The sequence below is a fragment of the Actinomadura sp. B10D3 genome, assembly GCF_039871695.1.
Classification (GTDB): domain Bacteria; phylum Actinomycetota; class Actinomycetes; order Streptosporangiales; family Streptosporangiaceae; genus Spirillospora; species Spirillospora madurae.
On sequence record NZ_JBDPLY010000027.1, the window covers coordinates 62,057 to 85,873 of the forward strand.

The 23,817-nt window shown below is 70.1% G+C and carries 25 protein-coding genes and 1 pseudogene; 7 read left to right on the forward strand and 19 right to left on the reverse strand.

Going from position 1 to position 23,817, the window contains the following annotated elements; genetic code table 11:
• Positions 1-52 precede the first annotated feature (52 nt).
• From ABGB11_RS31795 to ABGB11_RS31820, 6 genes and pseudogenes are all read right to left on the reverse strand, one after another.
• Positions 53-439, reverse strand: a complete 387-nt coding sequence (locus tag ABGB11_RS31795) for a class I SAM-dependent methyltransferase (RefSeq protein WP_347639027.1) — start codon at positions 437-439, stop codon at positions 53-55.
• A gap of 73 nt (positions 440-512) precedes the next feature.
• A pseudogene (locus ABGB11_RS31800) lies at positions 513-656 on the reverse strand (SAM-dependent methyltransferase); the annotation flags it as partial.
• Positions 657-674: 18 nt separating this feature from the next.
• Complete coding sequence (locus ABGB11_RS31805; protein WP_347638905.1) at positions 675-1,064, reverse strand: VOC family protein; 390 nt, start codon at positions 1,062-1,064, stop codon at positions 675-677.
• A gap of 53 nt (positions 1,065-1,117) precedes the next feature.
• Positions 1,118-1,984 (reverse strand): NAD(P)-dependent oxidoreductase, encoded by an 867-nt coding sequence (locus tag ABGB11_RS31810; RefSeq protein ID WP_347638907.1) that lies wholly within the window; start codon positions 1,982-1,984, stop codon positions 1,118-1,120.
• 156 nt (positions 1,985-2,140) lie between these two features.
• Positions 2,141-3,232 carry a phosphotransferase gene (locus tag ABGB11_RS31815; RefSeq protein ID WP_347638909.1) on the reverse strand — a complete coding sequence of 364 codons (1,092 nt, stop codon included), beginning with the start codon at positions 3,230-3,232 and terminating at the stop codon, positions 2,141-2,143.
• A gap of 123 nt (positions 3,233-3,355) precedes the next feature.
• Positions 3,356-3,757: a nitroreductase family deazaflavin-dependent oxidoreductase gene (locus tag ABGB11_RS31820; protein WP_347638911.1), complete on the reverse strand. Its 402-nt coding sequence runs from the start codon at positions 3,755-3,757 to the stop codon at positions 3,356-3,358.
• A gap of 171 nt (positions 3,758-3,928) precedes the next feature.
• Here ABGB11_RS31820 and paaI point away from each other — a divergent pair, with 171 nt between their 5' ends.
• A complete protein-coding gene (paaI, locus tag ABGB11_RS31825) occupies positions 3,929-4,324 on the forward strand; it encodes a hydroxyphenylacetyl-CoA thioesterase PaaI (RefSeq protein ID WP_347639029.1) in 396 nt (131 codons plus the stop codon).
• A gap of 21 nt (positions 4,325-4,345) precedes the next feature.
• On the opposite strand, the gene ABGB11_RS31830 is transcribed toward paaI, so the two are convergent.
• Positions 4,346-5,212, reverse strand: coding sequence for a helix-turn-helix transcriptional regulator (locus ABGB11_RS31830; protein WP_347639031.1), 867 nt, complete (start codon positions 5,210-5,212; stop codon positions 4,346-4,348).
• A gap of 579 nt (positions 5,213-5,791) precedes the next feature.
• Between ABGB11_RS31830 and ABGB11_RS31835 the strand changes: the two genes are divergently transcribed.
• The gene (locus ABGB11_RS31835; protein WP_347638913.1) at positions 5,792-6,100 is read left to right on the forward strand and encodes a hypothetical protein; all 309 of its coding nucleotides are present in this window, start codon (positions 5,792-5,794) and stop codon (positions 6,098-6,100) included.
• A 68-nt stretch (positions 6,101-6,168) separates the two neighbouring features.
• On the opposite strand, the gene ABGB11_RS31840 is transcribed toward ABGB11_RS31835, so the two are convergent.
• From ABGB11_RS31840 to ABGB11_RS31850, 3 genes are read right to left on the reverse strand one after another with little or no spacing between them, the layout of a single operon-like run.
• Entirely contained in the window at positions 6,169-6,951 is a 783-nt protein-coding gene (locus ABGB11_RS31840) for an ABC transporter permease (protein WP_347638915.1), read from the reverse strand.
• Positions 6,948-7,724: an ABC transporter permease gene (locus ABGB11_RS31845; protein WP_347638917.1), complete on the reverse strand. Its 777-nt coding sequence runs from the start codon at positions 7,722-7,724 to the stop codon at positions 6,948-6,950. The genes ABGB11_RS31840 and ABGB11_RS31845 overlap by 4 nt, the downstream gene beginning before the upstream one ends.
• Complete coding sequence (locus ABGB11_RS31850; RefSeq protein ID WP_347638919.1) at positions 7,721-8,626, reverse strand: ATP-binding cassette domain-containing protein; 906 nt, start codon at positions 8,624-8,626, stop codon at positions 7,721-7,723. Before ABGB11_RS31850 ends, ABGB11_RS31845 begins: the two co-directional genes overlap by 4 nt.
• Before the next feature lie 158 nt (positions 8,627-8,784).
• On the opposite strand from ABGB11_RS31850, the gene ABGB11_RS31855 reads away from it, so the two are divergent.
• Positions 8,785-9,924 (forward strand): sensor histidine kinase, encoded by a 1,140-nt coding sequence (locus ABGB11_RS31855; protein ID WP_347638921.1) that lies wholly within the window; start codon positions 8,785-8,787, stop codon positions 9,922-9,924.
• An 8-nt stretch (positions 9,925-9,932) separates the two neighbouring features.
• Complete coding sequence (locus ABGB11_RS31860) at positions 9,933-10,589, forward strand: response regulator transcription factor (protein ID WP_347638923.1); 657 nt, start codon at positions 9,933-9,935, stop codon at positions 10,587-10,589.
• 157 nt (positions 10,590-10,746) lie between these two features.
• On the opposite strand, the gene ABGB11_RS31865 is transcribed toward ABGB11_RS31860, so the two are convergent.
• Positions 10,747-11,643, reverse strand: coding sequence for a TIGR03620 family F420-dependent LLM class oxidoreductase (locus tag ABGB11_RS31865; RefSeq protein WP_347638925.1), 897 nt, complete (start codon positions 11,641-11,643; stop codon positions 10,747-10,749).
• 80 nt (positions 11,644-11,723) lie between these two features.
• Between ABGB11_RS31865 and ABGB11_RS31870 the strand changes: the two genes are divergently transcribed.
• Complete coding sequence (locus ABGB11_RS31870) at positions 11,724-12,422, forward strand: TetR/AcrR family transcriptional regulator (protein ID WP_347638927.1); 699 nt, start codon at positions 11,724-11,726, stop codon at positions 12,420-12,422.
• 240 nt (positions 12,423-12,662) lie between these two features.
• Here the strand turns inward: ABGB11_RS31870 and ABGB11_RS31875 are convergent, their stop codons facing one another.
• The 6 genes from ABGB11_RS31875 to ABGB11_RS31900 form a co-directional block, all read right to left on the reverse strand.
• The gene (locus ABGB11_RS31875; protein WP_347638929.1) at positions 12,663-13,739 is read right to left on the reverse strand and encodes an IS110 family transposase; all 1,077 of its coding nucleotides are present in this window, start codon (positions 13,737-13,739) and stop codon (positions 12,663-12,665) included.
• Between the two features lie 224 nt (positions 13,740-13,963).
• Positions 13,964-14,614: a nucleoside triphosphate pyrophosphohydrolase gene (locus tag ABGB11_RS31880; protein ID WP_347638931.1), complete on the reverse strand. Its 651-nt coding sequence runs from the start codon at positions 14,612-14,614 to the stop codon at positions 13,964-13,966.
• Between the two features lie 11 nt (positions 14,615-14,625).
• The gene (locus ABGB11_RS31885) at positions 14,626-15,540 is read right to left on the reverse strand and encodes a hypothetical protein (RefSeq protein ID WP_347638933.1); all 915 of its coding nucleotides are present in this window, start codon (positions 15,538-15,540) and stop codon (positions 14,626-14,628) included.
• 168 nt (positions 15,541-15,708) lie between these two features.
• Complete coding sequence (locus ABGB11_RS31890; RefSeq protein ID WP_347638935.1) at positions 15,709-16,722, reverse strand: DUF418 domain-containing protein; 1,014 nt, start codon at positions 16,720-16,722, stop codon at positions 15,709-15,711.
• Positions 16,723-16,940: 218 nt separating this feature from the next.
• The gene (locus ABGB11_RS31895) at positions 16,941-18,164 is read right to left on the reverse strand and encodes a cytochrome P450 (RefSeq protein WP_347638937.1); all 1,224 of its coding nucleotides are present in this window, start codon (positions 18,162-18,164) and stop codon (positions 16,941-16,943) included.
• A gap of 156 nt (positions 18,165-18,320) precedes the next feature.
• The gene (locus tag ABGB11_RS31900) at positions 18,321-19,604 is read right to left on the reverse strand and encodes a citrate synthase (RefSeq protein ID WP_347638939.1); all 1,284 of its coding nucleotides are present in this window, start codon (positions 19,602-19,604) and stop codon (positions 18,321-18,323) included.
• Positions 19,605-19,810: 206 nt separating this feature from the next.
• Between ABGB11_RS31900 and ABGB11_RS31905 the strand changes: the two genes are divergently transcribed.
• A complete protein-coding gene (locus ABGB11_RS31905; protein ID WP_347638941.1) occupies positions 19,811-20,395 on the forward strand; it encodes a hypothetical protein in 585 nt (194 codons plus the stop codon).
• Positions 20,396-20,404: 9 nt separating this feature from the next.
• Here the strand turns inward: ABGB11_RS31905 and ABGB11_RS31910 are convergent, their stop codons facing one another.
• Both ABGB11_RS31910 and ABGB11_RS31915 read right to left on the reverse strand, forming a co-directional pair.
• On the reverse strand, positions 20,405-21,307 hold the full coding sequence (locus tag ABGB11_RS31910; protein WP_347638943.1) for a serine/threonine-protein kinase: 903 nt from the start codon (positions 21,305-21,307) through the stop codon (positions 20,405-20,407).
• A 65-nt stretch (positions 21,308-21,372) separates the two neighbouring features.
• Positions 21,373-22,311 (reverse strand): aldo/keto reductase, encoded by a 939-nt coding sequence (locus ABGB11_RS31915; protein WP_347638945.1) that lies wholly within the window; start codon positions 22,309-22,311, stop codon positions 21,373-21,375.
• Positions 22,312-22,476: 165 nt separating this feature from the next.
• Between ABGB11_RS31915 and ABGB11_RS31920 the strand changes: the two genes are divergently transcribed.
• Positions 22,477-23,262 (forward strand): hypothetical protein, encoded by a 786-nt coding sequence (locus tag ABGB11_RS31920; protein WP_347638947.1) that lies wholly within the window; start codon positions 22,477-22,479, stop codon positions 23,260-23,262.
• Positions 23,263-23,817 lie beyond the last annotated feature (555 nt).

A 23,817-nucleotide genomic window follows, 5' to 3' on the forward strand; every position in this document is an offset into this window, starting at 1 on the left:
GTGCTTCCCGACACTTCCAGTGTTTTCCAGCTTTGGCGTGGCGCGGCCCGGTTCAGCGGGGCTTCCGCCACACGAGCGAGTACCGCCACAGCAGATGCCTGCGGAAGACGGCCCCCGGCAGCACCCGCTGCGCCTCGTCGCGCACCTCGGCCCAGGTCATGGCGGGATCGGCGACCGGGGCGCCCGGCCCGCCGCGGGAGCGGCGCAGGTTCCGGAGGCGGAGGACGTGGTGCGCCGGGAGGCCCACCGCCGAGAACGCCCGGTCCCGCGGCCCCTTGTTGCTGGCGAGGCTGATGACCACGAGCGCGCCGCCCGGCCGCAGCGCGGCGCGCATCGCGGACAGCCCCTTGGTGAAGTCCATGTGGTGGATGGCCGCGATGCTGCAGACGAAGTCGTAGTGCTCCTCGGGCAGGTCGTGCTCCAGCAGGCCGGCCTCCACGATCGACGTTGCGGACGCCCTCGCTCAGCCTCCTGGCCTTGGCGACCATCTCCGCCGACCGGTCGAGCCCGGTGACGTGCGCCGCCCGCGGTGCGAGGCGGCGCGCGAGCAGGCCGTCGCCGCAGCCCACGTCCAGCGCCTCGCCGCAGCCGCGCGGCACGTTGCGCAGGACGACGTCGTGGTAGTGGATGTTGTGGTTCCAGTACTCGTCGGTCATCGGCACCGCCGCCGGGGTTCAGGATCGCTGGTCGCGGCGCAGGGGGTGCGCCTCCGGAACCTCCACGATAACGATCTTGACGCCGTCGGGGTCCTCGATCCACATCTCGACCAGCCCCCACGGCTCCTCGCGCGGTTCCCGCGTGACGCGCGCTCCGGCCGCCGCGAGCCGCTCGTGCTCCGCCCGGACGTCCCGGACCTGCAGCCAGATCATCGGGGACGAACCCGCAGATCCCGCCCCATGCCCTGACACCTCCAGGAACCCCGGGCCGAGGAAGAACACCACGCCAGGGGAGGAGGCCGAACCGAACTCCCGGTAGACGGCGAGGCCCAGCACGTCGCGGTAGAAGCGCTGCGTGCGCGCCGGGTCACCCGGGCGAAGCAGGATGCGGCTGCTCAGAACGTCCATGCCACCATCCTCGCCCGGGTGCCGCTCCGAACGCGGGAGCCGGGACGCCGGTGTCAGCCGGTGAAGCTCGCCCGGTAGGTGGCGGCCATGTCCTCGTCGCCGTGGCCCTGCTCGATCACGCGCCGGAACCGCGCGCCCGCCGCGTCGTTCACATCGACCCGGATGCCCGCGCTCGCGGCGGACTCGTGGATCAGCCGGGTGTTCTTCTCGGCGTTGCGCACGGCGAAGCTCGGCTCGAAGTCGCCGGCGAGCATCGCCTTCATCTTCATCTGCAGGTAGACGCTGTCGAGCGGGCCGCCGGTGAGGACCTCGCCGAGCAGGGCCGGGTCGAGCCCGAGCCCCTCGGCCAGGGCGACGGACTCGGCGACGACCGAGGTCAGCGAGATGGCGTAGCTCACCGCGGCCAGCTTGAGCCGGGTGCCCGCGCCGCTCGCGCCGTCCTCGTCCAGCCACAGGGTCCGGGCGCCGACGGCGCCGAAGACGGGCTCCAGAACCCCGCGCGCCTTCTGCGGCCCGGCGGCCAGGATCACCAGCTTGCCCTGCTCGGCGGGCTGCTTCGTGCCCTGGACGGGAGCGTCCACGAACGTCAGCCCGTGCTCGGCGGCGAACCCGGCCAGGGGCGCCACGTCCGCGACGCCGACCGTCCCCATCTGGGCCCAGACCTGCCCGCCGCGCAGCGCCGGGACGGCGTCGCGCATCACCGACAGCGCCGTCTCGGCGTCGTTCAGCATCGTGATGACGACCCCAGCGTCCCGGACGGCCACGGCGGGGGAGTCCGCGATGGCGGCGCCGTCGGCGGCGAGCGGCTCCGCCCTGTCCCTGGTGCGGTTCCAGGCCGCGACCTGGTGGCCGTTCCGGAGGAGGTTACGGGCCATCGGGGCGCCCATGGTCCCGGTGCCGAGCACGGCGATCTGCGTCATTCTCCGGCTCCTTTTGGACTAATCAATTCAAAACGGTGGGGGCGCCAGCTTGGCACAACAGGCGCACGTCGCGCATCCCGAGGGGGTCCCTACCCCGGCCGCGCCGGAGACTCGCCACGGCCCCGCCACGGCCCCGCGCCGGGCACGACCGGCCGGTCAGCCGTAGGCGGGGCTCTCCTCGAGCACGTCGGCGGGCACCGCGGTATACGGTGCCGCGAACGCGTCGAGGGTGCGTTCGAGCTGGGCGGACCACCAGGGCACGAGGGACGCGGGGCCGCGCTCGGCCGTCCCGTCCTCGCCGAGGTACCGGTGGCGCAGCGGCGCCACGTCGCAGAGCCGCTCCCACCATTCGCGGTGCACCGCCGACTGGATCTGGCCGGCGTCCAGCGGGAACGCCGACCGGTGCCCACGGACGAACGCCTGGACGCGGTCGAGATCGAGGCCGCGCTCGTCCTCGCAGGCGAACAGCCGCGCCGCCGACCGGACGACCTCGCCCGCGACCGGGCCCGTGGTCAGCCCGTCCCAGCCGAGGACGGCGGTGACGTTGCCCGAGCCGCCGTAGCGCAGGTGCCCGGCGTGGAACGAGCCGTGCAGGTGCCCCCACGTGCTGACCTCGATGTCCGGCGGCTGGTGGCCCGCGAACTCGGCGAGCAGGTCGCGGCGTTCGCGCAGACGGCGGACGGTCAGCGCGTCGAAGTCGGTGCCGCCGTCGCCGTCCGGGACGTCCCGCAGCATCTCCTCCACGGCCGCCGCCGCGTCGGCGGCGCGCGGCGTCGGCACGAGCATGCTCTGCTGGACGGGCGCCGTCAGCTCGTCGAGCGCGGCGTGCAGGCGGCCGAGCAGCTCGCCCAGGGCCTCGCACTGGCCGAACGTCAGCTCCAGCCCGCCGCGCCCGCGGCCCCCGACCCACGGGTACAGGACGTAGCCGCGGCCGGCGGCGGTGACCAGCGTCCGGCCGCCGCGCGCCGGCACCGGTGCGAGCACCGGCAGGCCCGCCGCGTCGAGGGCCGCGGTGATGCCGTGCCGGAAAAGCACTCGGCGCCTGTCGGGCTGCTCGTATTCCTTGAGGAAGCAGGCCCCGCCTGACGCGTCGACCCGCCAGCTGCGGGTACCGCGCCCGGAGCCCAGCGCCGTGACTTCGGCGGGTGCGCCGATTCCCCAGCGGTTCAGCAGCCGCGGCGGCGGCTCGGCGCCGCCCTCGCCGACGCCGCTCCCGCGTTCACTGTCAGAGCTGTGTGACGTCGGCACGTCGGCACCTCGGCTGGGTCGGACGGACGGCGGTCGAATGGATGTTCTACGCCGACGCTACACGCCCCGGCCGCGGCGCGAAAGCGGACCGCGCCATACGCGCGGTCCGCGCGGTCCGCCGCCTCAGACGCGTTCCAGGATGACGACGGGGATGTCGCGGCTCGTCTTCTTCTGGTACTCGTCGTACTGGGGCCACGTGGCGACCATCTTCTCCCAGAGCGGCGGCTTCTCCTCGGGCGTCGCCGTGCGCGCCCGGGCCTTGAACTTGTCGCCGCGCACCTGCACCTTCACGTCGGGGTTCTCCTGAAGGTTGAGGTACCACTCCGGGTGCTCGTCCGCGCCGCCCTTGGACGCGACGACCAGGTAGGCGTCGCCCTCCGGCTGGTAGATGAGCGGAGTGGTGTACTCCTTGCCGCTGCGCCGACCCTTGGTGGTGAGAAGGAGGGTGACCGTGCCCTGCCAGTCGTGTCCCTCCTCGCCGTCCGTCGCCTGATAGCGCTCGACGTGCTCCTTGCCGAAAAGCATGCGTACTCCTCGTGTTCGGGCCGAGAGGCGATCACTGTCGTAACCGCCGGACCCGCAACGACCTTCCCGATGGACCGCTTCTCAAATATGCGCCGTCCGGTTCGGCGCGCCGATCACTACTCTGGGCTGGTGGACGACGCGGCAGAGGTGGCGCGGCGGTGCGCCGAGACGATGTACGCCCAGGACAAGGTGGCGCAGGACCTCGCCATGGAGATCGCCGAGGTGGCGCAGGGGCGGGCGCGGCTGCGGATGACGGTCGCGGACACCATGGTGAACGGCCACGGCATCGCGCACGGCGGCTACCTGTTCCTGCTCGCCGATTCCGCGTTCGCCTACGCCTGCAACACCCACGACAGGGTGACGGTCGCCGCGTCCGCCGACGTGGTGTTCGTGGCGAGCGCGCACGCCGGGGACGTCCTGGAGGCGACGGCGGTGGAACGCGTCCGGTACGGCCGGAGCGGCGTCTACGACGTGACCGTCCGCCGCGTCGCGGACGGAGCGGTCATCGCGGAGTTCCGCGGCGGAAGCCGCAGCCGTGACCAGCGCGTCACCGACGGCCCGCCGTGACCCGCACGCGGGTCGGCGGCGTCAGAGGTCGTTCAGGACGTCGGTGAGGTAACGCACGGTGTCGTCCGGGCGCTCGGCGGTGATGCACAGGTTGTTCATGGCGCGCATGTAGGTGTCGACGTCGGTCGGCTTGTCGAGGTAGAGCGCGCTGGTGAGCTGCTCCAGGTACACGACGTCGGACAGGCCGGGCTCGGCGAAGCGCAGGATGGTGAACGGGCCGCCGGCCGCGGCGTGCCCGCCCGCGCCGAACGGCACGATCTGCAGCGTGACGTTGGGCAGCTCGCACACCGCGATCAGGTGCTGGAGCTGGGCCCGCATCACGGCGCGACCGCCGAGGGGGCGGCGCACGACCGCCTCGTCCAGCACGGCCCACAGGGTCGGGGCGCCGGGCGAGGTGAACCGGTGCTGCCGGGTGGTGCGCACCTGGACGCGCCGCTCGACCTCCTCGTCGGACGCGTCCGAGAAGCCGAGGCGGACGACCGCTCGCGCGTAGTCCTCGGTCTGCAGCAGCCCGGGGACGAACTGCAGCTCGTAGGTGCGCAGCAGGGAGGCGGCCTCCTCCAGGCCGAGGTACACCTCGAACCAGCTGGGCAGGACGTCGCCGTACCGGTGCCACCAGCCGGGGGTGTTGGCCTCCTTCGCGAGCTCCAGCAGCGGGGCCCGCTCGTCCGGGTCGGAGACGCCGTACAGGGTCAGCAGGTCGGAGACGTCGCGCTCCTTGAAGCCGACGCGGCCGAGCTCCATGCGGCTGATCTTCGAATGGGAGCCGCGGATCTCGTAGCCCGCCTGCTCGGTGGAGATGCCGCGGGCCTCGCGCAGCCGCCGCAGTTGTGCGCCGAGGAGAATGCGCAGGACGGTGGGACCGCCGCGGCGCGGATAATCGATCAGCCGTCCGGCCGGATCACCCTCGGACGGAGGTGTTGGGGCAGCTGAATCCTGGGCCAAGGGGTCACCAGCCAGTCGACGGGTCTGCGCGGGGGTGGATCGGCACCGCCCCATGTTAGAGGATGCGGACGGGTTTTTGGGAAGTATGAAAAGCCGTTCCCATACGAGCGGCCGAACGGCACCTGACGTGGGAGATCGCGGCGGGCGCGGCCCGTGACCAGTGCTGTCGGTGGCGGAACGGATGCGGAACGTGGCGCCGCCGTCACATGCTCGTTAGACTGGCAGTCATTTCCCTGCCCTCCGGGTCATGGTTGGTGCACGAATTGTCCACCGTTCTCCGGTAAGGGAACCGACCAATCCTGACAGGGCATTTCGCCGGCGGTCGTATGACGCGTGATTGCCGATCGTCCTCCATTATGGTGAATATTCCGGGTCCCCGCCTCCCCGTTGGAGGCCGAGTGACGAAGCTCTCGTCCGGCCCGGGCGTGATCGTGGACGTCCCCGACGTTCGACCATTCAGAAGGGCGGACACAGCCGTCCCGTTTCCGATGGGCGACCATAACCTCGTATCTGGGGGACCACATGAACGCTACCCGTGAGAGACCGGAGATCCGGTTCCTGACCTCGGGCGATGTCTCGGCCCACGAGCGCGCGGCCGCCGAGCGGGCCGTCCGGCAGGCGCTCGCCGCCGCCCGCGGGGTCACCTCGGTTCAGGTCACGCTGAGCGTCGTCGCCGACCGGTCGCTGCCGCGCCCGGCACTGGCCCAGGCGGTCGTCGAGCTGGACGGCCGGCGCGTGCGCGCCCAGGCCGCCGCGCCCCGCATCGACGAGGCCATCGACATGCTCCGCGAGCGCCTGGCGGTCCGGGCGACCTCCCTGCAGGCCGGCTGAGCCCCGGCTTCCCTGATCGAACGGCGGCGCCCCGTGACGGGACGCCGCCGTCGGTGGTTCGAGGGCGTTCAGGCGTCCCGCCGGGCGAGCACGAAAGCGGCGGCCGCGAGCGGCACGAGCGCGTATGCCAGCAGTACCGCGGTCGCCATCCCCGGAGACAGCAGATCCCCGTATATGGAGTTCTCCGCGCTGAGCCCGGACATCTGGCGGGGGAGGGCACCGGGCATGACCGACGCGGCGCGGTCGCTCCAGGGCTGCGGCAGGTGGATGACGAGCAGCGGCAGGACGTGCCAGACGAACACCACCGAGACGAGCGACCCGGCCGTGGACCTCAGCAGCACACCGAGCGCCAGGCCGAGCAGCGCGAAGACCGGCACCACCGTCCCCGAGACGAGAAAGCTGGGCAGCTCGTGCGCGATGGACGCCTTCTGGTCGATGAACTGCCGGTCGCCGACGACGAGCCGCGTCCCGAGGAACGAGCAGACCGTCACCGCCTCGCCGGCGACCAGCGCGACCGCCCCGACGGCCGCGGCCTTGGCCACGAGCAGCGTGCGCCGGGCCGGGATCGCGGTGATGCTGGTCCGGATCATGCCCGTGCGGTACTCGGACGTCACCGACAGCACGCCGAGGATCGCCAGGCACAGCGACGCCACCCACCCGGCCAGCTCCTGGAGGGGGCGCAGCTGGAACTCCGCGCGGCGCTCCGCGGACAGGCCGTCCCAGACGTGCGCCGACTGCAGGGCCAGCAGCAGGACGATCAGGAGGAACCCGAACGTCACCGCCATGATCCAGTAGGTCGGCCGGACGGAGCGCAGCTTCCGCCACTCGGCGGCGACCGCGTTGCCCATCATGCGTCCCTCCGGACGAACGAGAACGCGCCCGCCGCCAGCGCGACCACCACGTAGACCGCCAGGAGCGCCACGGCGGCGGGCGGCGACAGGACCCCGTGGGCGCCGGACGAGCCCGGAGCCCCCGCGATCTGGTTGGACAGGTTGCCCGGCAGCGACGACCAGATCCGCTCGTCCCACGGGGACGGCAGCGGCTGGGCGAGCGCGGGCAGGATGAACAGCACCGCCATCCCCGCCGTGATCGTCCCGGCGGTGGAGCGCAACACCGCGCCGAGGCCGAACGTGATCAGCGTGATCGCCGCCGTCGTCAGCCCCAGCCAGAGGAGATGGGCGGCGACATCGGCCACCGGTCCCTGGAACGTGGCCACCGGCCGGTCGCCCACGATCGCCCTGCCCGCCGCGGCCCCGACGACCAGCGACACCACGGCAGCGGCGAACATGGCCCCCGCCACCACCCCCGCCTTGGCGGCGAACAGAGGCAGCCGGCGCGGCAGCGCGGCCAGGGTCGTCCGGTTCATTCCGGACGAGTACTCCGACGTCAGCGTCAGCGCACCCAGCACCACCGCGCACACCGGCAACGCCACGGCGAGCGGCTGCTCCGCAGGAGCCGACCTCGCCGTCGCCCTCCGCGCGGCCGACAGACCGTCCCAGTAGCTGGCGACGTAGAAGGACCACACGACGCACAGCAACATGAACACGGCGATCGTCCCGGCGATGGCCATGGTGGAGCGGACCGTCCGGAGCTTGTACCACTCCGCCGCGAGCGCGTCGATCACGAGGCCACCGCCCCGAACTCGGCGCTGCCCGCCGTCAACTCCATGTACGCCTCCTCCAGCGACGCGCTGTGCGGCGTCACCCCGTACAGCGGGATCCCGTGCGCCGCGGCCGCGTCGCCGATCGCGGCGACGTCCAGCCCGGCCACCGACAGGGAGCCGTCCGGCACCTGCTCGACCGACCCCCCGGCCCCGGCGAGCACGGCGGTCAGGTCGGCCGGGCGCGGCGAGCGGACGACCACCCCGCGCCGGAACCGGTCCGCCAGCTCCCGCACCGACGTGTCCGCGATCAGCCTGCCGCGCCCGATGATGATCAGCCGGTCGGCCGTCAGCTCCATCTCGCTCATCAGGTGGCTGGAGATCAGCACCGTCCGGCCGCCGGCGGCCAGCACCCGCATCAGCTCGCGGATCCAGCGGACGCCGTCCGGGTCCAGGCCGTTCACCGGCTCGTCGAACATCAGCACGCCCGGGTCGCCGAGCAGCGCCGCGGCGATCCCCAGCCGCTGCCGCATCCCCAGCGAGAACCCCCCGACCCTCTTGCGCGCGACCCCGGCGAGGCCCACCTGCTCCAGGACCTCCGTGACCCGCCGCATCCCGATCCCGTTGCTGCGCGCCAGCCAGCCGAGATGGTCGTACGCCCGCCGCCCCCCGTGTACGGCGCTCGCGTCCAGTAGCGCGCCCACCTCCCGCATCGGGCGGCGCAACGCCGTGTACGGGCCGCCGTTGATCAGCGCCGAACCGGACGTCGCCTTGTCGAGACCCAGGAGGATGCGCATCGTCGTCGACTTCCCCGCCCCGTTCGGGCCGAGGAACCCCGTCACGGTCCCCGGTCTCACGACGAAGGACAGGCCGTCCACCGCGGTCGTCCGGCCGTAACGCTTCGTCAGCTCACGTATTTCGATCATGCGGTCGACGGTCCTACGGAACATCCCCGTCCCACATCGGAACGTGGTCGGGAACCGCGCGTGCGACCGTGCTCCGAGACCCCCGTCCGCGCTCCGACCCTGGTATGACGTCCGCCGGCATGAGGCGTTCGCCCCGCTCTGCCCGCTACCTTCGTGCCGTGGACGAATCCGAGCTGCGCTCCCCGGTCTTCAAGCGGCTCAGCCGGCGCGGCCTCATCGGCCTGGACGCCGGGGCGGCGCTCCTCTACCTGCTGGTGATGCTGACGCTGCCAGCGGGCGGCAGCGGCTCCATGCTCATGGCCGCCGTGCTCATCCCGGCCGCGGGACTGCCGCTCGCACTGCGGCGCGTGTGGCCCGTCCCCGTCTTCGCCGTCACCCTCGCCGCCTCGACCGGCATGCTCGCCGTCGGCCTTCCCTGGGACTCCTACGCCGCCGCCGCGTACGCCCTGTACCCGGTCGCGCTCACCCGGCGCCGCCGCCGCTGGATCCCCACGTCGCTCATCGGCGTCGCCAGCGGCCTGTTCATCCTCGGCGGCGCCATGGTCGGCCCCGCCGGCCGCCACGCCGAGATGGCCGGCCGGCTCCTGCTCGGCCTCGCCGTCCTCGGCGCGTCCTGGACGCTCGGCCGCGTCGTCCGCGAACGCCGTGCCCAGGCCGCCCGCTCGGCCCGCCGCCTCGCCGACCAGGCCGTCTCCGACGAGCGGCTCCGCATCGCCCGCGAACTCCACGACGTCGTGGCGCACAGCATGAGCCTCATCGCCGTCAAGGCGGGCGTGGCCGTCCACGTCGCCGAGGCGCGGCCCGAGGAGGCGCTCGACGCGCTGCGCGTCATCGAGGCCACCAGCCGCTCCTCCCTCGCCGAGATGCGGCACCTCCTCGGAGTCCTGCGCACCGGCGCGGCCGACGCCGAGTTCACCCCCTCCCCGGGGCTCGCCGACCTGACCGGCCTCGCCGACCGCGCCGCGATGGCCGGCGTCCACGTCGACCTGGACGTCGACACCGGCGACCTCCCCGACGGCGTCGCCCTCTCCGCCTACCGCATCGTGCAGGAGGCGATCACCAACGTCGTCAAGCACGCCGCGCCCGCCCGCTGCCGCGTCCGCGTCAAGGCCGACGGCGCCCGGATGCGCATCGACGTCACCGACGACGGGCCCGGCGTCCGCGTCCTGCCGGGCGGGGACGGGCACGGCCTCATCGGCATGCGCGAACGGGTCATGATGTACGGCGGCGACTTCACCGCCGGACCCCGACCCGAAGGCGGCTTCGCCGTGTCGGCCGCCTTCCCGTACGAGAGCTAGGAACACCGTTGGATCTGAGCGTGCTCGTCGCCGACGACCAGGCCCTGCTGCGCGGCAGCTTCCGCGTCCTGATCGACACCGCGCCGGGCCTGCGCACCGTCGGCGAGGCCGGCAACGGCGCCGAGGCGGTCGCGCTGGCCGAGCGCGAACGCCCGGACGTCGTCCTCATGGACGTCCGCATGCCCGAGATGGACGGCATCGAGGCCACCCGCCGGATCTGCGCCGACCTCCCGGACGTCCGCGTCCTGATCCTCACGACCTTCGACCTGGACACCTACGTCTACGCGGCGCTCCGCGCGGGGGCGAGCGGCTTCCTGCTCAAGGACACCCCGCCCGCCGACCTGCTCTCCGCGATCCGCGTCGTCGCGTCCGGCGAGTCGCTCCTCGCCCCCACGGTCACCCGCCGCCTGATCGCCGAGTTCGTCCGCCGCCCCGGCCCCGTCCAGCCGCCCCCGGAGGGCCTGGACTCCCTCACCGACCGCGAACGCGAGGTCCTCGTCCTCATCGCCCGGGGCCTGTCCAACGCCGAACTGGCCGAACACCTGCACCTCAGCCCCGCCACGGTGAAGACGCACATCGGCCACCTGCTGGCCAAAGTCCAGGCCCGCGACCGCGCCCAACTGGTGATCACCGCCTACGAAACCGGCCTGATCCGCCCCCGCTGACCGCCCCGCCGAGAAGCGGCCCCGCACGGCCAGCCGCCAAGTCCACGAGAACGGCGAGCAGTGCCCGGCGATGAACGCGGGCCACCTGCACGCCGCCGGGCGGTATCCGGCCGGACGTGCGGTACCGGCACCCCGCAGCGCCGCCCGGATCGCGCGGTCAGAGGAGGAACGGGGCGAGGCGCTCGTACTGGGCGGCGGCGGAGGGCAGATCCGGGGCGAAGACAGTGACGCCGACATGGTCCGCACCGGCGTCCAGGTGGTCGTGAATCCGCTTGACGATTGCGGTTTCGTCGCCCCAGTTGAAGCAGGCGTCGATGACCTCGTCGGATCCGCCGTCGGCGAGCGCCGCATCCTCGTAGCCGAGGGTCTTCAGGGAGCGGAGGTAGGGCGAACCGGGCATTGCGAGCATCTGGGTGCTCCGCGCGATGCCACGGGCCTTCTCCGGGTCGGTTCCGAGAATGGCCGTCTGCATCACCACGAGCAGTTTGTCCTGGCCGAGCCGTTCCCTTGTGGCCTTGGTGTGCTCGACGGGCATCGCGGCGGGGAGGGCGCCGTCCGCACGGTCCCGGGCCAGCTCCTGCATCTTCGGGCCGAGCGCCGCCACCAGGCGGGGGAACGGTATGTCGGGCACCGGGGCGGCGCTGGCCGACGTATCCATGCCGTCCAGGTACTCGCGCATCTTCGTCAGGGGGCTCGCCCATTTCTGTCCGCTCTGTTCCACGATCGCGCCCATGCTGACGCCGACCCCCAGGGCCAGGCGGCCGGGATAGGCGTCGCCCAGCACCGCGGCCGCGCCCTGCATGGCAGCGGGGTGGCGCGCCCAGAGATTCGCGATGGCCGAACCCACCACGATCCGGTCCGTCGCTGCGAGCATCACGCTCATCTGGCTGAACACCTCACGGCCGCCGATTGCCTCGTTCAGCCAGATCGTCCCGTAACCCGCCTCCTCGACGCGCTTCGCCGCCCGCCGCCAGTCCTCGGCGGGAGCGATGGGCGTCATCAGCACCACGCCGACCTTGCCCAGCCTGCCGCGTGCCTCGTCCACCGCCGTCATCGACTCTCCTATAATCGGAACCTACAACCCGCTTAAGACGTTACCGGAACGATCGCCCCGCTTGTCAAGGAGGCTCTGCTTTGACGGAACGACCCCGGCGCGCCGACGCGCGCCGGAACCGCGAGCGCATCCTCCAGGCCGCCTACGAGGCGTTCGCCTCGGACGGGCGCCTCGTACCGCTCGACGACATCGCCCGGCGCGCCGGTGTCGGAGCGGGCACCGTCTACCGCAACTTCCCCACCAAGGAAGCCCTCTTCGAGGCCGTCGTCACCCATCGGATCGAGCAGATCATCCAGGACGCGCGGACCCTCGCCGATGCGACCGATCCAGCCGAAGCGTTCTATGGATTCCTGATGTGGGTCGTAGAGCGCGCAATGTACAACCACTCCCTCTGTGACGCCTTGGCGACGGACCTTCGGATGCTCGATGCCTGTGGCATGGACGAGCAGTTCACCGCCGCCCTCGACGCCTTGCTGCGCCGAGCGCAGGCCGTCGGCGCGGTGCGCGCTGACGTCGACGTCCGTGAGGTCCGTGCCCTGCTGGGCGGCGCGATGCTGATGGAAAGGCAGCACGACGCCAAAGGCCGCATGACGGCCCTGGCCCTCGACGCCCTCCGCCCCGTAACGAAACGAGACGAAACGCCGCGTAACGAAACTCGCTGCGAAGTCTGCGCAACCCCCCTCACCTCCGCCTCCACAGGCCGTCCCGCCCGCTACTGCAGCGCCTCCTGCCGCCAAAAGGCCCACCGCCGCAGGACAGCCGCCGCAAAACCCGGTTGAGCGACGCGGCCGCCTGTGCGCCATCCCCTCGCCTTCGCCTCTTCGGCCGTCCTGCTCGCTACTGCGGCGCGTCCTGGTGGTCAGAGAGCTCGCTGCCGCAGGATGGCCGCCGGTGTCACTTTGCGAACGGCGCTCTGGTTTCGTGTACGGCGCGCGTGGTGGTCGTGGCTGCTCCGTTGGGCGTTGTCGTGTTCGTTCGGTTGGTGTTGCGGTCCGGGTGGGTGGATGCTCTTATGGATGTCAAGCCGCGAGCTCAAGATCGCTTGGTGCGGTGATGATCTGGTAGAGCTCTCGGGCGATGTAGCGCTTGAGACAGCGGATGATCTCTTTCTTGGACATGCCTTCCTTGGTGCGTCGTTGCATGTAGGCGCGGGTGCGGGGGTCCCAGCGCAGGCGGCACGGCACGACGCGGTACAGGGCTGCGTTGGCGTGCCGGTCGCCGCCGCGGTTGAGGCGGTGCCGGGTGGTGCGCCCCGACGAGGCGGGGATCGGGGCGGCCCCGCAGAGCATCGCGAAGGCCGCCTCTGAGCGGAGTCGGGCGTGGTTGTGCCCGGCGGTGACCAGCAGTTGCCCGGCGACGTCGGTGCCGACGCCGTGGGCGGCCACCAGGTCGGGGTTGATCATGGCGACCAGCGGCTCGAGCAGTTCGTCCAGGTCGCCGATCTCGTCGGACAGCTGCTGGTGGCGGCGGGCCAGGCTACGCAGGGCGATCTTGGCGGCGGTGGCCACCGACGCGGCGTCGGCGCGGTCAGGGCGCAGGTTCGCGCCGGTGGCGATCAGTTCGGTGACGGGCAGGCCGCGCAGCCGCTCGCGCAGGGTGTGGGGGGCGGGGACGATCAGGGCCTTGATCTGCCGCTGGGCGTCGGCGCGCTGGTCGATGGCCGAGCGGCGGGCCACCCGCAGGTTGCGCAGCGCCTCGATCCGGCCGTCCCGCTGCTTGGGGACACCGGTCCGCTCACCGGCCAGCGCGGACTTGGCGGCGGCGATCGCATCGATCGGATCGGACTTGCCCTGGAACCGGCGGGCCTTGCGGTCAGGGCGATCGACCTCGATCACCTCGACGTCCCGGTCACGCAGCAGACGGGCCAGGCCGGCGCCGTAGACGCCGGTGCCCTCCACCCCGACCCGCACCAAGCGCCCGAACCGGCGCATCCACTCCAGCAGGGCGGCGTATCCGGCTGCGGTGGCGGGGAACTGCTCGGTGCCCAGCACCCGGCCCACCAGGTCGATCACCGCGGCGGTGTGGGTGTCCAGATGGGTGTCGACACCACCGGCAACTTCGCCGGGCGTGCCGTCCTGGGGTGTAATGGGAGTCATCGTCGTCCTGTCTTCCGAGCCGGAGGGCGGGCGGCGCACCGGCAGGGCGGTCGGACAAGACAGTGATGGGGCCTCTAGCCAGGCTCTTATGAAGTCACAACGCCCGTGTCCGGTGAGCGCACACGAGCACCTCCCGGCCGGATCGACAGATCCGGTTGAGGACCCTTGGTCAGTCAGTCGGTGGGTCAGACCCCGCCGGGAGGTGCTCACCTACATCCTCACTGTCAGTCGGGGAGGCGTAGGACGAGGCGGCGGGAGAAGCCGCCGCGTTCGGCGGCCTTTACGGCGCGTTGTTTCTCCAGTTCGGCAGGGGTCATCCCGTGGAGGGCGGCGAGCGCGTGGACCACCTCCAGGAGGTCCGCGAGTTCGGCTGGGTCGCCGCTTGCGGCATACTCGCCGGCCTCCTCGTTGAGCTTGGCGCGCAGCAGAGCCGCGTGCTCCTCGGGATTAGCGACGCGTGATTCCGGTGCGCCGCCCGCGTCCCGGATGATTTCCGGTATGCGGTCCCGGACAAGCTTCTCGCTGCGCTGGCCGCTCTTGACGGGATGCGTCGTCCCACCGTGTCGCCGGTCCAGGGATTGCACCCACTTCACAGCGACCGCGGCCGTCTGGACCAGTTCGGTCCGCAGCGCGCCCGGGTCTGATTCGGCCAGCGCCTCGAAGAACTCCTCGGCCAGAATGTGGCGCCAGGTGAGATCCCCATGCGACCAGGCCGCGGCGCAATGCTGCTTCGCCTCCTCTGCGTGCGTGGTGAACTCAGGTCCGGTGCCGTCCGGGAACTCCTGGACGCCCCACATCCGGTCCTGGGCCTCGCGTTCGGCGGCGACATCCTCCAGCACTCGCGCCAGCGCTCCGGGCGCTCGGTCCTTCTCCATGCCGGACGACGTTAGTCGCCCGTCCGGCCTGAGATCGCGTCGTCGGGGTCACAGCTGAGCAGTTCATGCAGGACGGGCGGCAGTTCGTCCCACAGCCACTCGTTCAAGGTGCCCGGGAAGTCGGCGGGCGGGCGTATGCCCAGGCGGTCGGGCGCTACCTCGGTCAACCGCACCGCGATGGGCCCGTCGTCCCACATGGGCTCACGGTTGCCCCAGAACGCGGAGAAGTCGGCGCTCGTCAACATGAGCTGGGGCGGAAGAAGGTGGTCGCCTGGGTGCCTGCCCAAGGGGAGCAGCCGTTGCGCGGTGGTGCGCAGGACGTTGAGCGCGGCGAGGTCGTGCGGGCAGGCGACACCGGCGATCTCCAGTTCGGGCAGGCCGAACCGGCGGAGTCCGCGGGTCGTCAGTGTGACGCATGCACAGCCGTCGATGTCGTCCTCGTCGGCGGTGCAGCGTCCGGCGTTCCGATAGGGCGGCAGGGTGGTGCCGAGCCAGTCGTCGGCGAGGGTGAATTCGTCGAACCGTCCGAAAGGGACGACCTGGACCACGTGCTCTGAGGCGAGGTCGATGGGTACCCCGCAGAGCGCCTCTGAGATTGCCTTGGCGGCGGCCCGGGCGAGATGCGGCCCGGACGGAAGGTCGCCTGCGGGGAGGACGGACGTAACGCCGATATGCCGGGTCGCCTGGCGGATCCTCACGATGTCGTCCTCGTCAACCCCCGTCACGCTCGAGAGATCCCAGGGCGAGTCGGCGGCGGGATGGCAGGACAGCACGAGCCGTGGAGTGCCCAGTCGTTCCGACACAGCGGCGGCGAAAGGGACGGGGAGCCTCCGGCGGATCGCCCCTGGCAGGTCGCCGGGGTCTCTGTCGGTCGCGACGACGAAGCCGGCGGTCGTCTCTTCGGGAACCGTGATGGTGACGCGCAATGGAGCCTCCTCGGGGCGGTGGACCGGCGTGGACCCAGCTTCGATGAGGAGGCCGTGCGGATTGGATAGAACGAGATTCTGTGGATAACGTCAGTTCGTGTCGATCATGACGTGGCCTTGGCGTGCCCGGGTCTCATTATTTGTGGCTGGTTTGGTGGATATCAGGTCCTATGCTCGGGTGGATCGGGTGTTTGGTTCTATGCGCCACCATGTCAGACAACGCCAGATCCATTCCAGAGGGCCGTACCGAGCCCGTCGAAGCCACGCCCAGCTGAACGCCACTTCCATCGCGAACACGCAGACTCCGAGAGAGATCGCCCACCCGTATCTCGGTGCCTCCTCGAAGTCGAGGAGCCGCCCGGCCGCAATGGTCAACAACGTGCCGCCGATGTAACCCGTAAGCGCCATGCGGCCCACGGGGGCCAGATGCCGCAACACCTGCCGGGCGCGCGTGCGAAGCAGTAACAGGACGCCCAGGACGTAGCCGCCGGCGGTCACCACGCCGGCGAGGGCGGTTCGTTGCGGGCCTGCATCCGTTCCACCGGCGACTTGCCACGTGTTCAGGCAGGTCGCGACTGCGAACGTCGCGCTACACGCGATGATCAGATGCGGTACTCGCACTGCGGCTGCGTTCCTTAGCTCATGCCGCTGCACACCGAGCCCGACCAGGAACAGTCCCGGAATGAGCAGACTGCCGCCGCCAGCCATCAGTCCAGCCGCGACGCCGAGGAGTCCCAGTGCGGTGACAGGACGTCCCGGCAGGAATGAGGCGGGAAGCAATACGGCGATGCCGACGACGGCGTAGGTCAGCAAGACTTCGTCGGGCTGTACCAGCCGATGCGCCGCGCCAAAGGGGACGAGAAACCCCAGTCGCGCCAGCATGACCAGCCGCGGATTCCGTGCCTTACCGCGAGCCGCGTCGAGAAAAAGGCCGAAGCTCATTCCGAAAAAGAAGGCGAATATAGGGAAGAACCTCTGATGCAGGAGTGTCTCAAATGCCCAATAGCCTACGCCTGGTTCGCTCTCGCCGGTGGGCATGTCAAGGATGCTGACCGTATTGACTATTGAAATGCCCAGCAGGGCGAAGGCGCGCAGGATGTCAACCTCGGTAATGCGCGACGACTCCCTGCCCTGGTCCTCCCGAACCCCCTCGGGCACCGAACTCTGCGTCGACGTCGGCATCCACCTCCTTCGAAGCCCGAGACTCGCCGCCCGTCCTGATCCCACACCGTCAGCGCACATCTCGGCTAGAGGTAGGTGACCGGCTACCGCAAGACACGAGACATGCCTGTTCACGCGGTCGCGCAGGACACTACCCGGCCAGTCGGCATTCGCTTATGGCTAGGGGACGGCACCGGAGAACCGATTATCCGCCGTGTAGGCGATCACGGAGTAAAGCGTCAGAAGGCGCAGGCCAGGGACTTGATGCCGTGGATGAAGCTCGTCCGCTGCAGGACCGGCGGCGCCGTGGCGTGGACGGTGGGCAGCCTCGTGTAAAGCTCCCGCAGCAGCACCGTGACCTCGCGGCGGGCGAGGTGCGCACCGAGGCAGAAATGCGGTCCCGGTGCTCCGAAGCCCACGTGCGGATTGGGGGAGCGGGTGATGTCGAACGCGTCCGCGTCCTTGAACACGGCCTCGTCCCTGTTCGCCGAGTTGTAGTAGAGGATGACCCGATCGCCGGCGCGGTAGACGTTTCCGCGCAGCTCGTAGTCGCGGGTCAGGGTACGGCGCATCCACGTCACGGGAGTGGCGTAGCGGATGATCTCCTCGACGGCGGCCGGAAGCCGTCCATCTATGTCCGCCAGGAGGATGTCCCTCTGCCGGGGATTATCGGTCAGCAGGTACAGGGCGTGCGACAGGGCGTTGCGCGTCGTCTCGTTCCCGGCCACCACGAGCAATGCGAAGAAGCGGCCGAGGTCGCGGTCGTCAAGGGCTTCGCCGTCGACGTTCGCGTGCGTCAGCGCCGTCACCAGGTCGTCGGCCGGCTTCTCGCGACGCAGCCGGCCGAGATCCGCCATGAGTTCGTGCAGTATCGAGAACTTCTCGACGATGACCTCCACCCGGTTCCTGCCGTCCGGGTCGGTGTAGTCGGGGTCGCCGATGGCCAAGATCGCGGTCGTCGCGTCGATGACATCGTCGTACGCCGATTCGGGGATGCCCATCATGGAGCAGATGATCTGCAACGGCATCGGCATGGAGACATGCCGGACGAAGTCGCACGGGCCGCGCTCGGAGAGCTCGTCCACGATGCGGCGGGCGAGAACGGTCACGTCACCGGTGACCCGCTGGATCAGGCGAGGCGTGAAGGATCGGGACACGATCCGGCGGAGGCGGGCATGCCGCGGATCGTCGATGTTGATCATCGACCCGGCGTAGTCGGCGATCTCCGGCACCGGGTCGACCAGGCTGACGGCGGTGGGGCCGGAGCTGAACACCTGCGGGTTGCGGCTCGCCTCCGCCACCTCCTCGTAGCGGGTCAGGGCGTAGAAACCGGGCTGGTCCGGCACGGGACAGAAGACCGGTCCTTCCGCGGCTCGGAGAGAGGCGAACACCTCGTCCCGTTCGACCTGTGGTTTTGCCCAGAAATCCAAGCTGACGAGACTGCGCTCGACGATGGAGGGCATGGGAGCAGCCGCCTTCCGCTGGGGAGCTTCGCCGACAGGCTAACCCGGCCGTTCACGGATTGCGATCGTGCGCGGACAGATCCATTGACCCGTCCGCCGCGCACGAACGTCCTTTGAACGGCGCCCTCTCGGAGGCGTTGTCTTGGTATCTCCCGGTTAGCGGGCGGACATCTCCACGTAGTGACGCTCGCCCGGACCGACGTACACCTGGCGCGGACGACCAATCTTGGTGGCCGGGTCGTTCATCATCTCGCGCCACTGGGCGATCCACCCGGGCAGCCGGCCGAGCGCGAACAGTACCGTGAACGCGTTCGTGGGGAAGCCCATCGCCTTGTAGATGACGCCCGTGTAGAAGTCCACGTTCGGGTAGAGCTTGCGCTCGATGAAGTACTCGTCGCTCAGGGCGACCTCTTCGAGACGCATGGCCAGGTCCAGCAGCGGGTCCGCCTTGCCCAGCGCGTCCAGGACCTTGCCCGTCGCCTTCTTCACCACTGCCGCGCGCGGATCGTAGTTGCGGTACACGCGGTGCCCGAAGCCCATCAGTTTGACGCCGGGCTCCCTCTTCTTCACGCGCTCGACGAACGAATCGATGTCGTCGCCGTTCTCGTGGATGCGCTCCAGCATCTCAAGCACGGCCTGGTTGGCGCCGCCGTGCAGGGGGCCGAACAGGGCGTCGACGCCCGCGGACACCGCCGAGAACAGGTTCGCCTGGCTGGACCCCACCAGCCGGACGGTGGAGGTCGAGCAGTTCTGCTCGTGGTCGGCGTGCAGGACGAACAGCATGTCCAGGATGCGCGCGATCTCCGGGTCGATCTCGTACGGCTGCGTGGGCAGGCCGAACATCATGCGCAGGAAGTTGTCCACGTACCCGAGGGAATTGTCCGGGTAGAGCAGCGGCTGGCCGTTGGACGTCTTGTACGCGTAGGCGGCGATGGTGGGCAGCTTCGCGATGAGCCGGATGCTCGACTGGTCGACCTGCTCCGGGTCGAACGGGTCGAGGCTGTCCTGGTAGAACGTCGACAGGGCGCTGACCGCGGACGACAGCACGGCCATCGGGTGGGCGCGGCGCGGGAACGCGGAGAAGAACGCGCGGAACTTCTCGTCCAGCAGCGTGTGGTTGCGCACGCTGTCGGTGAACGAGTTCAGATGGTCAGGCGTCGGCAGTTCCCCGTAGATCAGCAGGTAGGCGACCTCAAGGAAGGACGACTTCTCGGCAAGTTCCTCGATGGGGTAGCCGCGATAGCGGAGAATGCCCGCCTCGCCGTCGATGTACGTGATCGCCGACGTGGTGGACGCGGTATTGGTGAATCCCGGATCGAGCGTGACGTGCCCCGTCTCCTTGAGAAGGTTGCCCACGACCAGCCCCGACGGACCCTCGGTCGCCTCGGCGACCTCCAGAGGCAGACGGCCGCCCGCGTGGTCGAGCTCGAAATCCGACATCGCTCACTCCCAACTGCGTCCCACACCTGCGTAGACGTTCCGTCCTTCATCGTATCCACGCGATCATGGCCGCTCATCATGGCCTGTCGCGTTGACGGAACGGCGGCGGGGGTGTTCCGGTGGACGCATGACCGCTCAGAGCGCAGCCGATCTCGTCGCGCGCGCACGCCGGGAGATCGCGGAGGCGGCGACCGCGAACCGCTTCGTTGATCTACTCGAAACGGGCGACTTGCCCCAGGAACGCCTGGTCTGGCTGGCGGGCGAGGAGTTTCGCATCGTCAGCAGCGATCGGCGAAGTTTTCGCCCTCCTCGCAGCGAGATTTCCCGATCCTCCGGCCGGCGACCTCTTCCTCGGACTCGCGCAGGGCGAGGGGCGGGCCCTGACGTTGCTGGACGACTTCGTGACGGCGCTCGGTGAAAGTGAGAAGAATCTCAGCGCCTACGAGCCGAAGCCCTTCGCGCAGGCATACCCGGCCTACCTGGCGCAGAGAGCGGCGTTTGGGACGGCCGGCGAGGTGGCCTTGGCCATGCTCGCCAACCTGGAGGAGTGGGGTGCGTACTGCGCTCGCATCGCTGCTGCGCTTCGTGCCCGCTACGGCTTCACGGACACCACCGCCGGATTCTTCGATTTCTTCGCCGCGTCACCACCCGGCTTTGAGGAACAAGCTCTCGCGGTAATCGCGGAAGGGCTTGCCAAGGGCGACGACCCGGTCGAGGCCGCCCGTGCTGCCCGCCTACTGCACGCCTACGAGACGGCCTTCTGGGACGCGCTCGTCGAGGGGCTGCCCTAACGCGGCGCCTCACAGGGGTGGCTCGCGCAGGGTGGGTAGCTCGGCCGTGATCTCGACCAGTGTGCGCTCTTGGACGTCGATGAGCCCCTCGACGTCGACTGGCGGCCACTCCTCGCCGTAGTGCGCGTCCAGCAACGTGGACAGGGCGATGAGGACCTGCTCCGGCGTGGGACGTTCGCCAGGGTCCTTGACCAGGCAGCGGGTAACGAGCCCGCGCATGGGATCGGGCAGCGCGGTGAGGTCGGGCTCGCCATGGACGATCCGTGCGCGGACCTTGTGATCGCTGCCGAACGGCGCCGCACCGGTCGCCGCGAACACGAGCGTCGACCCGAGGGAGAAGACGTCGCTCGCCTGATGGACGGGATCCCCGAGAGCCTGCTCCGGCGACATGTACGCGGGGGTCCCCAGGATCTCGGTACGCGAGAGCGGCAACGCGTCCAGCGGTCGCGCGATGCCGAAGTCGATGACCCTCGGCCCGTCCGAGGCGAGGAGGACGTTCGACGGTTTCAGGTCACGGTGGACGATACCCGCCCCGTGAATGGCGATCAGCGCCTCCGCGAGCCCGGCCCCCAGTCGGCAGGCGGCCTGCTCCCGGAGCGGGCCCTTCTCCCGGACGACTTTGGAGAGACTCACGCCGCGGATGTACTGTGTCGCCAGCCACGGCTGGTCCGCATCCGGGTCCGCGTCGACGACGGGAGCCGTGTAGAAGCCGCTGACCGACCGTGCGGAGGTCACCTCCCGGCGGAACCGTTCCCGCCATCTCGGATCGTCCAGCAGCTCCGGGCGGATGACCTTCACGGCGACCAGCCGCCTGCTGGGTGACGCGCCGAGGAAGACCTCCCCCATCCCGCCGGACCCGAGCCGGGCGACCACGTGATACGGGCCGATCTTCCGGGGCGGTTCTGACTGCATGGGCACGGCTATCCGATCATGGTGGGCGGGCTCAATCGTGCCATGGCGCGGGTGCTCGCCGGCCCTCACGTCCAGGGGAGCGCACTCCTTTCCGCCCAGTAGCGGTCCGGCGGGAGGCTCAACCCGTCCAGCAACTCCAGATCGCCGCCGTCGAGCGTCACTTTCGTGGCAGCCAGATTGGCCTCCAACTGTGCAGGGCTGACGGCGCCGATGAGAACGGTCCCGGCCCAGGGGCGGCTCAACGCCACGGCCAGGGCCAGGGCATCTGGCCGGACGTCCTTCTTGGACGCGAGCTCTCGCACCTCTCCTGGCGGTTCCACGGCGAGCCTGCCGTTGGCCAGCACCTCCTTGAGCAGCACATGCAGGCCGGCTTCGTGGGCTTCCTGCAGTGCATCCTCGGCCGACGTCTCCAGAATGTTCCACGTCGATTGGACGGTACTGAACAGCTTCTGCCCGGACACTTCCAGTGCCAAAGCCCGCCGGATGGTTTCCGCTTGCCTCGGCCCGGACGTCGAGAAGCCGACACGCACACCTTCGGCGGTCAATTCCGCCATGGCCTCCTGCAGGGCGACGTCCTGGAACAAAGGACTTTCATCGGTCAGGGAATGCACCTGATACACCGACAGGTGCTCCCCGAGAAGATCATGTGTCTCCGCGTACTGGACACGGAAACGGTCGAGGGTGTGCTCCTTGACCTCGTGCACTGGTGTGTCGGCCTTCCAGCCGCCGACGTAGGTGTATCCCCACTTGCTCGACACGGTCATCTCTGCGGGGTCGCGGGCGCTGATCCAGCCTCCTAGGAACTCCTCCGCCCTGCCGTAGGACCGCGCCGCGTCCACCCAGCGGATACCTGCTCCGTACGCGACGTCGAGGACGTTCCAGGTCGCCTCACGCATCTGCTCCACGGTGCGTCCAGGCGGCAGCTCCTGAAGCCTGCCCACGTTGATGTAGGCAGGCCGTCCCAGTGCTGCAAGCCCCAGCCCCAATCGGTGTATCGCCGTCATGCCCCCAGACTCCCACGCCGCCGGGTACCCGGAGCCCACGGCGATTGTCCGAATGATTCGTAAAAGCCCAGAAAGGTCTCGACGTTTTCCACAGAATTGAGTTCTAGTGTTATGGGAGGGCGCCGTCCGACACGCTGAGGACACCAACGTCAGAAAGGCACGGCAATGCCTGAACCGATCGCTCGCGTCAATTACGGCGCCCACCAGTTCGCCACCCACCTCGGCCTCACCCGCTGGCAGCTGCGCGTCGGCCTGGAGCACGAGATCCTGCCCGGCCCCGACCTCGGCGGGGAACGCTGGTCCACCGGCCTCGCCGACCAGGCCCGCGAACGCGTCGAGGAGGTCCTCACGAGATTCGGCAGCGAGCCGCCGGTCGGCTCCGCGCGGGCCGCGGCCAGGCTGGCCGCCCGGGTGGGCCTCGACGTGGAGCGCCGGGACATCGAGGTCCTGGTGGCCCAGGGCGAACTCGACGTCATCAGCAGCTTCCGCGGATTCCCCGTCTACCTGCTCCGCGACCTGGACCGGCTCGACCCCGACTCGGTCCGGCAGGTCGTCCGGGCGAGGAAGGGGCCGCTGACCGACACCGTCGACGCCGCCGGAGCGGTCATGATCCTCGGATGGCCCCGGAGGATCTTCGACCGGATCGCCGCCGAGCGCGACCTGCCGGTCGACCGGCTCGGCCGCTACACGCTGGCCGACATCCAAGCCCTGCAATCGGACGAAATCCTCGCGCACCAGGTCGCCGAAGAGAAACGCCACCTGATTCTGACCCGCACACGCAGGTCCGAGATGCACATCGAGGACGTGATCCGCGCATGGATGCTTCGCTGCTCCGCCTACGTAGACCGCGAAGTCGAACAGCCGCCGGACCTCGCCCCCCTCAACCGAGCCCTCCGAAGCCTGACAAGGATCAGATCCGAAATCGCAAGCCAAGAGGACACCACCCCCTGAACACCATCTCCTCTGGCGAGTAAACGGCGACGATCCAGGCGCCGGCGCAAAGCCCGGAAGACAACCCGCTCTGCGTTCGTAGTGGCGCTGCAGGCGGGCAGCAGGCGACGGACGCGCCGCGGGCAACAGCCGCTCACCCAAGAACACCGCGCGTTCCTCCCGCTGTGCCGGTCTCACGTCGCGACGCCACGCTCTTCACCTGCGGAAACTCGTACACCACTCCGTGGACGCAACCGATGCCGGATGCGGTGCTGGGTTCCTCTGAGGGCGTTGGACCGTATCTGGAGCTCCTCCGCGCAGACCCTCCGATGACCGCCCTCATGGCCCCGTGTCCCCGCCTGACGGCTGCGCTAGGCGCTCGCCGACGGTCCGGTGTTGTTTGGGCCGTCTCAAGTCGTTGCGGTGCTGGCCGGGGCGTTGGGGCCCGGTTGTGCAGCAAGGCCGCCGCGGCGATCGGCTCCGTACGGCCAGCCCGCCACGGTGTCGGTCTGGTGGAACGCCGCTGGCCGTGGGCTCGATTCCGGTGGCGGAGCCGGCGCCTATGAACGCCGGACC